Consider the following 12,655-nt stretch of genomic DNA (forward strand, 5'->3'; position numbering starts at 1 on the left):
ATGCGTGACATGGTGTTTATCAGCCATGCAAATGCTGAGGACAATGACTTCACGCTTTGGCTTGCACTGCAAGTAGCAAAGGCCGGATTTCCTGTCTGGTGCGATCTTACCAAACTGCTAGGTGGGGAGGACTTTTGGAAGGACATTGAACAGGCGATACGAGAAAGAACGGTAAAGTTTGTGTACGTGCTCTCTAAGACATCGAATGCAAAAGATGGTCCTCTTCAAGAGCTGCAGGTCGCGGCCAATGTTTCACGGGATAAAAAGTTTCAGGATTTCATCATTCCAGTTCTTATTGATGAGTTGCCTCCTCGAGAATTCAGCATTCAGTTAGCTCGGCTTAATGCTATCCCCTTCAATAAAGGATGGGCAGGTGGGCTCAAAGACCTTCTAGGAAAACTGGATCGTGATGGGGTGGCGCATAGTTCAAACTTCTCTCCCTCTGCTGTTGCCACTTGGTGGCGCGAGCATTTTGGTGCATCGCAAAGTGTGCAAAATGAGTGCGAGCAGTACCTTTCAAATTGGTTCCCCATACAGATTCGTCCCTCAATTCTCTTTTGCCATTACCTATCTCGAACTCAAATGGGAAAGATTGAAATTCAATCAGAACTTCCTTATCCAGGATTTCAGCACGAGCATATCCTGATGTCGTTTGCTCCAGCTAAGGATTTCATCGGGCGGCTGGGAGACTCTATTGTCATTACGGAGAGCAAGTCTTATTCAATTGAAGGCGTACTGAGCGGTCGGGAATCCCTGGGGTTTTGTAGCACCAGGGACATAAAAAGCTTTGTGTCACGACTACTGTCCCAATCGTGGGAGAAATGCATTAGAGATAATGGACTATCCTTTTACCTCCTTGCAAATGGGTCGAAGTGTATCTATCCAACTAAAGTGCAACTTGGTGACGGAGTTGTGTCGTTTACAGGCATGTCGGGGAAAAAGGCGTCGAGAAATCTCATAGGCTATAAAACGGTTAAGGCTACTGCCAGTGAGGATGAATACAGAAGGCTATGGCATTTTGGACTGTCAGCTGCTCCTCTTGTTCATCCTACTCCAGCGTTCGCAATAAAAGCACACGTGGTGTTCACCAAGGATGGATCCTTAGTTCTGGAGAACAAGCGGGTGCTTCATAGCGCTCGACGGAGCCAATGCAAGGACTGGTGGAATGACGACTGGCGGGACAGAATGCTTGCAGCTATGGCTTGGCTTAGTTCTGGTAATTCAGAAATTAGTATTTCTGTAGGATCTGACTCATTTATGGCAATTGCGACGGAACCAATAGGGTTCAATAGTCCTGTGTCTTATCAGGATCCTGATACTGAACTTGAAGCGCTTGATGAGATGGCCGACGAGGAAGAGGATGCTGATAACGATTCTCTTTTAACCGAGGATCAGCCAAAGAATTCAGATCAGGAATCGAATTAATGGATCTTATTAAAATCAATGAGCCTGGGCTTCTCTTCAAGTATGGGCAATCAATGGAGGATCCAAGAGATGGTCTGAGTCTATTTGGACCTCTTGACGAAGGTAAGCCCTATGGGATTCGCGCCGGAGTAATTGGAACAAAAGATGGGATTAAGCGATACAAGAATTGGGTCCGGAAGATCCAGGGACCCATCGCCTCGTCCAAAGGACGAACTGCACGTCCTCCTTTCCCCGGGATCGAAGCAGCATTTCGGATCCCCTGGGTGCCTGAACCCCAGATAGCTATCGAAATTTCTGAGGTGGAGCTGAAAGCGTCTCTTTATCTTGACGATAAGTATCAGCGGGTTTTTAAAACGGTGGATGTCTATGCCCGACGAATTATCGAAGCGATTCGGCAGGAGGATACCAAGGTTGATCTTTGGTTTGTTGTGATTCCGGATGAAGTTAAACGGTATTGTCGTCCCATGTCGTCTGTGGAAACTGGGCTTCAAATTGTGGCCCAATCAAAACTGCCGGTAGCATATGCCAAGTCACTCCAGTCATTCCCTTCTTTGTTTGAGGAACACAACATTGCTGCCGTGCCGTATGCATACGAGGTTAACTTTCATAATCAATTGAAAGCCAGATTGCTTGAATATGATGCACCAATTCAAATTCTGCAAGAAAGCACGATTGCGCATCGGGAATTCCTTAATAAGTTTGGTGTTCCCAATCGCAACCTAGAAGAACTCGAGTCAGCCATTGCATGGAATATTGCGACCACCGCTTTTTACAAAGCTGGAGGGCGTCCGTGGAAGATTGGAAGTATTCGGGATGGTGTTTGCTACGTCGGTCTAGTCTTTAAGCAGGATGACAAGAACGCAGAGCCTGGCTCATCGTGCTGTGCCGCGCAGATGTTTTTGGATTCTGGAGATGGCGTGGTTTTTAAAGGGGCTGTTGGACCTTGGCACCGTCCAGGCAAAGGGGGCTTTCATCTTAAGAAAGAAGCAGCACGTGAGCTAATACAACTCGCTGTCAACTCATATGCTCAGAAACAAGGAGCCCCTCCCAAAGAACTCTTTCTGCACGGCAAGGTGCGATTTAACGATGAAGAGTGGGAGGGTTTTGAAAGCGGGGTTGGATCAGCAACCAATTTAGTTGGAGTGAGAATCCGCGACACCGGTGACATCAAACTGTTCAGAAAGGGCAAGCATCCTGTTTTGCGTGGCGTGGCCTTTGTCCGAGATGATCGAACAGCTTTCGTTTGGACAAAAGGCTTCACGCCAAGGCTACAGACTTACCCGGGGAGAGAGGTTCCCAAGCCACTTCTGGTCGATGTCTGTCGCGGGAAAGTCGCAATTGAAACCGTACTTAATGACATCATGGCGCTGACGAAACTAAATTACAATGCCTGCATCTTTGCAGATGGTGAGCCGGTCACCCTCAAATTTGCTGATTCAGTCGGCGAGATACTGACGGCTGGTCCATTGGGAGAGCTCCCGCCCCTGCCTTTTAAGTATTACATCTAAGGATGTTCGTAGACCGCGAATGTTAATGACTCTTCTTTCAGCCAATGACTCCACTGTCAGTGGCGAATGTGACCTGCCCCCTGTGGTTGTGCCATTCCCTATGTGACTAGGTGACCCAAAACCCGAAAAGTAGGCCAGGGAGAGCGTTAGGCTGGCTGGCGCTTGACCCCTCCCCAAAAACTAGACCGCGGGGAGCTGGAAATTCGGTACCTCCTGCAACCCGGTCTTGACCGCTTGCTCAGCAAATTCTCGGGGCGTGAGATCCCCCAGAGAGCCATGCGGCCGATGCTCATTGTAGTCGATCCGCCATGCTTCAATCTTCTGTCGGGCATCATGCAGTGAGACAAACACATGAGTGTTCAAACACTCGTCGCGGAAGCGCCCGTTGAAACTCTCAATCACCGCGTTCTCCACGGGTTTGCCGGGCCGAATGAAATCCAGCTTCACACCGTGGGCATAGGCCCAGGCATCGAGCGCCTTCGAGGCGAATTCACTGCCGTTGTCGACGGTGATCATGTGAGGGTACCCGCTCCGTTTGGTGATGCGCTCCAAGGCCATCACGACCTTGGTTCCCGTGAGGGTGAAATCCACCTCAATTAATTGACTATGGCGACTCCAGTTATCCACGACGGTCAAGGCACGAAACCGCCGCCCATCGAGCAATGTGTCGGCGACAAAATCCATACTCCACCGCTCATTCTTCTGACTGGGGGATGGCGGGACCACCCGCAAGTGGCTGGCTCGCTTCCGCCGCCGAGTCAATCGTACGGCCAGCCCTTCTTCGCGATAGATGCGATGTACCCGTTTTTTATTCACTATCCAACCCTCCCGTCGGAGCAACACATGGAGCCGGGCATACCCAAAGCGTGGACGAGCTTGGGCCAACTCTCGCAACCGCTGGCGAAGGGCGGTATCCTCGCGCCGATGGGCCCGGTAGAGCCAGGTCGATCGATTGCATCGCACGAGCCTGCACGCGGCTCGCTCACTGATCGGGAAGGTGCCAATCAAGTGCCGCACCCGTTCCCGTTGGCGTGCAGGCGTTACAGCTTTTTTATGAGCACCTCCTGCAGCATGACTTTATCAAGCGTCAAATCGGCCACCAATTGTTTCAATTTCCGATTCTCTTCCTCCAGCTGCCGCAGCCGCCGAATTTCGGCCATCGCCATCTGCCCATACTTTTTTCGCCAGAGATAGTACGTTTGCTCACTGACCCCCAAGGCGCGGGTCACCTCCGCAACCGGGACCCCCGCATCCACTTGCCGCAAGGTCGTGGCAATCTGCTCTTCCGAAAATCGACTCTTTTTCATCGCGCGCCCTCCTTGGTGAAAGGGCTGCAGAGTAGCCAAGTTTTCCAGTTGTCGCTGGTCCAGTTTTTCGGGAGGACGTCACAGGTCAGCATGGTACTCAGCATTGATAAGCTTGTTGGCAGTAAACGGTAGCCACGAACAGTGGCAATCACGGCAAGTTATAGATTCGCATCACGCTCGCGATAAGAAATGCCACCTCACAGAAAACCCGCATCCCGGCCTTCTCAATTAGTTTTATAACCTCGTCAGCTTAGCTCCCTTAAGGGATTACGGAGAGAGTCCTGTAAGGTTTTACATCACCTCTCAATTGTTTCAGCTTGACATGCTGGTAATTCATCGTGTACCTTCCCATTATATAAAAGAGAACGATCGGTCTACTTTTATCTAAGAAAGTGGAGAAACAGAATGAAAGCCAGCTCTGTTATGAAATTGTGTTCCACATTTTAAGTTGCGATATCACAATGGGGAGTCACATGAAAACGAATGTACATCTTTTTTATTTAGGTTTGGTAGCGCTCACAGTGCTGCTTTCTCCTAGCCTTACCCATGCGATGTCAGGCATGGAGATGTCCCATGGAGAAAGTGGGCAAATGTCCTCCTCACTTCAAAAAAGTGTAGGGGAGCCAATCAACTCATCGGAAGCTGAAGTTGAGATGACTTATAGCGCCGATGGGAATACCGTCATCTTTGTCTCTGGGCGTCAGGGAAGTATTCCCTCACCAGGAAGTCCTTATAGCTTCGACATTTGGATGTCTCACAAGATGGACGGGATCTGGCAGGCCCCGGTTCATTTGGGATCGAATATTGATCCCACCGTTGGGCCAAACATCAATACGTCTGCGTGGGAGTTGGAACCAAGTCTCTCGGAGGACGGGAATGTTATTTATTTCACGAGATATGAACCGGGCAACCTCTCGACCGGCGACCTCTATGTAACTCAGAAACTCAATGGTGTCTGGCAACCGGCGAAGAACTGGAATGATGTCCCGGAACTTCCCCACCTCAATACTCCAACCGGGGAGGAGCACTGCCCGATTATTGCCTCCGACAGTCTAATTTACTTCAACTATCAGCAACCGGGAGTCACGCAAGACAGTGATATCTGGAAAGTCGAAAAGAAGAATGGTGTATGGCAGAAGCCAGAGAGCCTTGGACCACGAATTAATTCCCCTTACCGTGACCACATGCACTGGACCGGTTTGTCAAAAGATGGGAAGAGCCTCATCGTGACCAGTACGCGCACTGACATGGGTTCGCGGGGAGGGCATGATATGTGGATTTCTTATCAGAATTCACAAGGCACATGGCAGGAGCCGTTGAATCTTGGTGATACCCTTAACACAGCCGGTGAGGACATGTGTTGGACCTTTACGCCTGATGGGAAAACATTTGTCGGCAGTCATGGACCCTACGGTTCCTTTAATCACGATATTATGTCAGTTCGCAAAGATGATGTGCCTCTGCTGAGGAATTTCGAGCCGATTGGACCACCACCAAATCTGCTAGCCTCCGGCAAAGAGAAGGCCGCCAATAGCAAATGACCAATATGAAACAGGAGGAAATTCGCACAGCATGGCGATAGTGGCAATGGCAGGATGTTCTTCTTTCCTCGATCAGTGTTTACGATCACGCGGTGGGTTGGGATCATTGCCCCGGCCCATCGTGTCGGAATCCCTGAAAGAGCCACCTCTACCTTGAATACGGACTTCGCCTCCTCCTAGATTATCAACAATCTCCTTGGCCCGCTTCTCAGCTTCTTTCTGCGTAGAGTGAAAGGAGCTTGATCGTCCCGCCTTAGTTTTTTTCACCGCTCAGCCCTCATGATGCTTGACGACGAAGCGATCATTCTTAGCCATCGGCCCCTCCTTTGGTCAGCGACAAAAAGAAAGCCCCGTCCTCTTCCGAGGGCGGAGCTTAGTTGAACACCGCAGTTTTTATATTCTGTTCCTGATAGCGTTTCCGCCACCCGTTCAAAATATTTCCACTGCCCCGTTCGATTCATACCCTATCGGATACAGAACTTGGCCAATACTCGGAAAAACCCTAAAACTGAGCGCCTTCCCGCTGACGATTAGCCGGAGAAGCCCAGGCGGCTCTTCTGCGATCATGGCAGCGAATTTTGCAGTCAACTGGTCGATCTTTGGGCCTATCAGCACCACATGCACATCGATTGCTCACGACCCGGACAGCCCACGGACAACGCCCATGTAGAATCCTTCAATGCGACGTTTCGACGGGAATGTCTCAACGTACACTGGTTCGAGTCGCTTGATGAAGCCCAAGCACGGATTGAAGCCTGGCGGTGGGAATACAATGAGAGTCGCCCACACCGGGCACTCCAGGATCAGACCCCAGCCGAATTTGCCAAGCGGGCCGCGGAGAATCTGCTCCGTGACCCTGTCATCACCGCTGGAGACTCTCCTTAACTTTGGTACAGAAATCGAGGGCCGACCAACGGTGCGCCTAGCCACATAGGGAATAGTACAACCACAGGGGGCAGGTCAGCATGGTACTCAGCATTGATAAGCTTGTTGGCAGTAAACGGTAGCCACGAACAGTGGCAATCACGGCAAGTTATAGATTCGCATCACGCTCGCGATAAGAAATGCCACCTCACAGAAAACCCGCATCCCGGCCTTCTCAATTAGTTTTATAACCTCGTCAGCTTAGCTCCCTTAAGGGATTACGGAGAGAGTCCTGTAAGGTTTTACATCACCTCTCAATTGTTTCAGCTTGACATGCTGGTAATTCATCGTGTACCTTCCCATTATATAAAAGAGAACGATCGGTCTACTTTTATCTAAGAAAGTGGAGAAACAGAATGAAAGCCAGCTCTGTTATGAAATTGTGTTCCACATTATTACCAGTTTTATTGTTGACAAGTGATCTGTCTCACGCCATGCCGAGTATGCACGGAACCGAAGGCCGTAAAGCGACTGAGCCACCGGCTGCATCGAAAGATATGGGAGCACCGATCAATTTGCCCGGCTCAGAAATAGAAATCACCTACAGCGCAGATGGCAACACAGCCATTTTCGTGTCAACCGGCAAGGGCAGTATCGAATCATCCGGCACTCCCTTCAATTTCGATATCTGGATGGCGCACAAGGTGGATGGTGTATGGCAGGAACCGGCTCATCTCGGTTCTGATATGGATCCGACCGTAAGACCCAATATCAATACAGCAGCCTGGGAGCTGGAACCCAGTTTTTCAGATGATGGTAATGTCATCTATTTCACACGATATGAACCGGGTAATCTGCTGCCAGGTGATCTTTATGTCGTTCAGAAAGTGAAAGGTGGATGGCAGTCGGCCAAAAAGTGGAACGATGTTCCGGAACTTCCCAGTATCAATACCCCGATTGCGGAAGCGCATTGTCCGATCATCGTTTCTGACAGCCTGATTAATTTCAACTACAGCCAGCCGGGTGTCCTCAGTAAATCTGTATTTTCTAGCCAAGTATTAAAAAATCAGGGAAGACCGCTCTGGCTTAGTCCCGCATGGATCATCTGAAACAGTTCAGAAATCAAACGACATAACCAGGAGGCACATGGTAATGAGATCAATACGCATTTATATCTGCGCACTGCTTTTCTCTCTGCCTACCAGTTTGGCACTTGCAGATAGCAATTCTCATCACATGAGGACACATGATCAGAAACAATTGGGATCTGTCCATTTCCCGATCTCCTGCACCCCTGCTGCGCAAGCACAATTCGATCAGGCAGTCGCAATGCTGCATTCATTCTGGTATAGCGAAGCGGAAAAAGCTTTTCATCAGGTTACAGTTACCGATCCCGACTGCGCCATGGGTTATTGGGGTATTGCAATGAGTCTTTACCAACAGATATGGGCAACCACACCAACACCAGATGAAGCACAAAGAGGACGCGCTGCTGTCGAAAAGGCACGAAGTCTGACGATCAAATCCGCCCGGGAACAGGCTTACCTGGATGCAATCGCCACCTTATATCCAGCTAGTAACAACGACAATAGCTACCACACCCGGAGACAAGCCTATCGGCAGGCTATGGAGCGAATCTACCAACAGTATCCGGATAATGAAGCCACTGTTTTTTATGCACTATCACTGCTTTCCGGTGTTTCCTACAATGACAAAAGCTTTACCAAACAGAAGCAAGCCCTGCGGTTACTGCAACAGGTCATGAAAAATGAGCCACAACATCCCGGTGTAATTCACTACATCATTCACAATACTGATTACCCAGGACTCGCGCATCTTGGGCTGGATGCCGCACGAACTTATGCCAGAATCGCTCCCGCCGTACCGCATGCACTGCACATGCCATCCCACATTTTCATTCGGCTGGGTTTGTGGCAGGAAGCGATCAAATCCGATCTGGCAGCCTATCAGATTGCGCTGGATCATGACCGACAGCATGGCACATCCGCCGACTACTGGAATGAGCGTATCCACTTTGTGGACTATCTGCTTTACGCTTACCTGCAGCTGGGTGAAACAGAAAAAGCTCACGCCATTGTGCAACAGGTATTAGCTACCGATAACATACAGCCGCAAAATACTGTTACAGCCTATGCCTATGCTGCCATTCCGGCACGCTATGCTGTCGAGCGCAGTAACTGGCAGGAAGCTGCAAACCTCCAGATTTATCCGACAGATTTTCCATGGCAGCAATTTGGCTGGTGTGAAGCGTTGACTCATTTTGCCAAAGGTATCGGCGCTGCGAGAACCGGTAATATTGCGAAAGCAGACAAACACCTGAAACGACTTGAGGTACTACGTGATCTTGATCGGACAGCGCATCAGGACTACTACGCCGAACAAATTGAAATCCAGCGCCTGGCCGTTGCCGCCTGGATCGCAGCAGCCAAGAATCGGATCGATGAGGCATTGCAACTGATGCGTGCATCAGCTGATCTGGAAAACGCGACCGAGAAAGACAACGTCACTCCCGGTGTCATCATTCCGGCACGGGAACTGCTCGGCGAAATGTTGCTGATGCTGAAACAACCAGAAGCCGCATTGGAAGAACTGGAAGCATCGCTGAAACTCACGCCCAATCGCCGCAATGCAATTTTGCAAGCGATCCAGGCAGCCAAAGAAGCAGGCAATCAGGTTAAAGCTCGTTATTATGAGCAGCAATACCGACAGTTGCAGGAGGATTCCAGCCAGCCGTAGCTACAAAGTAGCTGAAACTTTAACAATTTTCGCAAATTTCATCAGGCTTGTCTGTTTGTGTCTGATCGGGGAATTATGCTGCCATTTCCATCACAGTCAGACGCGCGTTGTCTAAAGCTAGTTACATCGCTGTCCGGCAAAATAACTACTGGCGCTGCAAGTGGTCCGCGGCTGACTAAGAGGGCTATAAAGTAAGCGCGGTAACTGGGTTTACATAGTGCTCGATTATTCATGAAAGTTGCTCTTTGTACGTAGATCACTCGATGCACAATTCGAGCTCTGAAAGCGTAAAGACCTAAGGCAACGGTTGTGACCGGATGATCCCAAAATCTAGCGCCCTTCAAGAAGGATGTCCGAAAGGAAGCTTTTATGAATGAAGGTCTAAAGAAAATAAACCGACGAAGGTTCTTGCGGCAAAGCGCGGGTTTCATGGGATTGGCAGCAGCCGGTCTTGTCATGCCTTCCGTGCATGCCGAAGAGCCCATGCCATCGGATGACCCCATGCGGGTACCTGGGGCATTACCTCGCCCCTATGGTGAACGATCGCCCTTTGAGAAACAGCAGCGTTTGGGCGGAGCCGGGCTGGGAGTACCTCACGGATGGGGCGCCAATGCCCCGAACAACTTCTACTCAATGACACCGCTTCAAGACCTCCATGGGATCATGACACCGTCCTCGCTACATTTCGAACGGCACCATAACGGCGTCCCTGCCATCGATCCAACCCGCCATCGTTTGTTGATTCATGGGCTGGTGGACAAGCCGTTGAACTTCACCCTCGAGGACCTGCACCGTTTGCCTGCCGTCTCACGGATCGCATTCCTGGAATGTTCCGGGAATACCTGGCGTGGATGGCGGGAGGCGCAGGACGTGACGGTCCAGGACACTCACGGAATGACCAGCACCAGCGAATGGACCGGCGTCAAACTCTCGACCCTCCTCGAGGCGGCCGGCATGCGTCGTAATGCCCAGTGGATGCTGGCGGAAGGCAGCGATGCAGCCGGTCTAGATCGCAGCGTTCCTCTCACAGAGGAAGTCCTGCAGGAGGCGATGATTTGCTACGGCCAGAATGGCGAGGCATTACGGCCTGAGCAGGGATATCCGCTGCGGCTTTTCCTGCCGGGGTTCGAAGGCAACATCAACGTGAAGTGGCTCCGCCGGCTGAAACTGGGAACCGCGCCGTTCATGACGCGCTGGGAAACGGCTAAGTATACTGAGCTAATGCCGGATGGGAAGGCCTATCAATTTACGCTGGTGATGGATGCCAAGTCGGTCATCACCTATCCGTCAGGCCGACAACACATTCATCCCGGTTTTCATGAAATCAGCGGTCTGGCCTGGAGCGGGCGGGGACACGTGGCGAAAGTCGAGATCAGCGTGGATGGCGGACGAGCTTGGCAAACTGCTCAGCTCCAGGAGCCGGTGCTCCCGAAATGTCACACCCGATTCCGTTTTCCCTGGCGATGGACCGGCCAAGAGGCGATCTTGCAAAGTCGGTGTGTCGATGAGACGGGGTATGTCCAACCATCACGACAGGATCTCGTGAAGGTGCGCGGAACCAATTCGTTCTATCACTACAACGCGATTCAAAGCTGGAAGGTAGAGCGCGATGGATTGGTTCGGAATATCTATGCATAAGCGCCTCGGGCTTAGCCTGGGCCTCGTGGCCCTTGTTCTCGGTTACATGATTCCCGGTTGGTCCGCTGAGGATGTGGGCACGCAGGGGATCGGCCGTTTGGCGACCGAAGAAGACATCCGAGCGTGGAATATTGATGTGTCTCCCACAGGGGAAGGATTGCCTCCGGGAAAAGGAACGGTGAAGCAGGGATCTCAGGTGTTCGCCGCTAAATGCGCAGCCTGTCATGGTCCGACCGGAGTGGAGGGGCCGAAAGATAAGCTGGTCGGCGGTCAGAACACGCTTGCGACTCCCCAGCCGATCAAGACCATCGGCAGTTACTGGCCCTATGCGACGACCTTATATGACTACATCTATAGGGCTATGCCCTTTCCCGCACCACAGTCTCTCACGCCGGATGAAGTCTACTCGGTGATTGCCTGGCTTCTGTTTCAGAATCAGATCATCGCGGAAGAGGCGGTGATCGACGCACAAACGCTCCCAAAGGTGCAGATGCCGAACCGGAACGGTTTTATTCGTGACCCGAGACCCGATGTGCGCTAGCCAGCTACGGATCATTGGCGTGGAGGGGGAGAGCGATGGCATCTCAAACGCATTCGAAAAACGGCATAGTCCACGTTCCTAGCAAGTACTCGGTGGATGAGTGACCTGCCCCCCCTCAAGGGGCTGAATTATGCCGGAAACTCTCCGTTAATGTGGTTCAAAAATCCGGGGGCCGACCACCTTTTTCCATCATCTTGAGCGAAGTCTAGCGGGATGGGAATGCTCGATGAAGCGCTTGAAAAAACTGGAATCAGAGAATGTCCAACTTAAACGGTTGCTGTCAGAATCGATTCTGGATGTCTGGAATCGATTAAGGCTTGGAATTCATCAGTAGGCGCTATTAATAGGCGTAGTAGCATGGCGTCCAGCTCAAGACGATTTACACTATTACCAGAGCACCTCGGCAATACAGATTTATTGTGTTTTTTGTAAAATATCCTGAGCAGCTAGCTGGCCTATACGTGCTATTTTGCTACTACCGGTAATCATTGCCGTCACGATAGCCCCGTCGATCAGCAGATTCAGTTTCTTCGTTACCATCCCCGGGTCCCTTACACCACTTTCCGCCACCATTGCCTGAAGCTTGGCGCTAATTTTCTCTCTGTGATGGTTGGCGACTTCCTGTATCCAGCTATTGCTCTTTTCATGTTCTGCCACAGCATTAATAAACACACAGCCATAAAAACCATCACTATCGAACCAGACTCGCATCAAATCAAACAGTGCCAGAACACGGTCGACCGATGAGCATTCCATAGCCGGCAGATCGGAGTTGAACCAGCGATACCATATACCTGCTTCCTCCTCAAATACAGCCTTGAGTAAGTTCTCTTTCGAACCATAGTGGGTATAGAGACTGCGCCGGGATACACCGGATTCTTCAATAATCCTAGCAATCCCTGTTGCATGAATACCTACCTGGCAGAACAAACGACGGGCCGTCCGCAGTAGTTTTTGCTCTACTGATATTTTCCTGGGCATTATCGTTAAGCTAATCCGACATACCGATATTGGTCTTCATATTTAGATGATCCTTGGTCTTCAGCTAGGCTATTGAAATAAAAATACATGTAC

The 12,655-nt window shown here is 50.7% G+C and carries 9 protein-coding genes and 2 pseudogenes; 8 read left to right on the forward strand and 3 right to left on the reverse strand.

Annotated features, from left to right (window positions below; all coding sequences use genetic code 11):
- Both IPM58_12510 and IPM58_12515 read left to right on the forward strand, forming a co-directional pair.
- Complete coding sequence (locus tag IPM58_12510) at positions 1 to 1,425, forward strand: toll/interleukin-1 receptor domain-containing protein (protein MBK9307875.1); 1,425 nt, start codon at positions 1 to 3, stop codon at positions 1,423 to 1,425.
- A gap of 116 nt (positions 1,426 to 1,541) precedes the next feature.
- On the forward strand, positions 1,542 to 2,933 hold the full coding sequence (locus tag IPM58_12515) for a hypothetical protein (GenBank protein ID MBK9307876.1): 1,392 nt from the start codon (positions 1,542 to 1,544) through the stop codon (positions 2,931 to 2,933).
- Positions 2,934 to 3,113: 180 nt separating this feature from the next.
- On the opposite strand, the gene IPM58_12520 is transcribed toward IPM58_12515, so the two are convergent.
- A protein-coding gene (locus IPM58_12520) for an IS3 family transposase (protein ID MBK9307877.1) occupies positions 3,114 to 4,240 on the reverse strand; the annotation gives its coding sequence in 2 pieces (ribosomal slippage) (positions 3,114 to 3,988 and positions 3,988 to 4,240; 1,128 coding nt in all).
- A 473-nt stretch (positions 4,241 to 4,713) separates the two neighbouring features.
- Here IPM58_12520 and IPM58_12525 point away from each other — a divergent pair.
- The gene (locus IPM58_12525) at positions 4,714 to 5,781 is read left to right on the forward strand and encodes a PD40 domain-containing protein (protein MBK9307878.1); all 1,068 of its coding nucleotides are present in this window, start codon (positions 4,714 to 4,716) and stop codon (positions 5,779 to 5,781) included.
- Positions 5,782 to 5,853: 72 nt separating this feature from the next.
- Here the strand turns inward: IPM58_12525 and IPM58_12530 are convergent.
- Positions 5,854 to 6,096 (reverse strand): annotated as a pseudogene (locus tag IPM58_12530) (DUF2188 domain-containing protein).
- 303 nt (positions 6,097 to 6,399) lie between these two features.
- Between IPM58_12530 and IPM58_12535 the strand changes: the two are divergent.
- The 5 genes and pseudogenes from IPM58_12535 (at position 6,400) to IPM58_12555 (ending at position 11,581) form a co-directional block, all read left to right on the forward strand.
- A complete protein-coding gene (locus tag IPM58_12535; protein ID MBK9307879.1) occupies positions 6,400 to 6,666 on the forward strand; it encodes a transposase in 267 nt (88 codons plus the stop codon).
- A gap of 395 nt (positions 6,667 to 7,061) precedes the next feature.
- Positions 7,062 to 7,685 (forward strand): annotated as a pseudogene (locus IPM58_12540) (PD40 domain-containing protein).
- Positions 7,686 to 7,806: 121 nt separating this feature from the next.
- On the forward strand, positions 7,807 to 9,402 hold the full coding sequence (locus IPM58_12545; protein MBK9307880.1) for a hypothetical protein: 1,596 nt from the start codon (positions 7,807 to 7,809) through the stop codon (positions 9,400 to 9,402).
- Positions 9,403 to 9,771: 369 nt separating this feature from the next.
- Complete coding sequence (soxC, locus tag IPM58_12550; GenBank protein ID MBK9307881.1) at positions 9,772 to 11,040, forward strand: sulfite dehydrogenase; 1,269 nt, start codon at positions 9,772 to 9,774, stop codon at positions 11,038 to 11,040.
- A 46-nt stretch (positions 11,041 to 11,086) separates the two neighbouring features.
- Entirely contained in the window at positions 11,087 to 11,581 is a 495-nt protein-coding gene (locus IPM58_12555; protein ID MBK9307882.1) for a cytochrome c, read from the forward strand.
- Positions 11,582 to 11,995: 414 nt separating this feature from the next.
- Here the strand turns inward: IPM58_12555 and IPM58_12560 are convergent, their stop codons facing one another.
- Entirely contained in the window at positions 11,996 to 12,562 is a 567-nt protein-coding gene (locus IPM58_12560; protein MBK9307883.1) for a TetR/AcrR family transcriptional regulator, read from the reverse strand.
- Positions 12,563 to 12,655 lie beyond the last annotated feature (93 nt).

It is taken from the genome of Nitrospira sp. (genome assembly GCA_016715825.1).
Classification (GTDB): domain Bacteria; phylum Nitrospirota; class Nitrospiria; order Nitrospirales; family Nitrospiraceae; genus Nitrospira_D.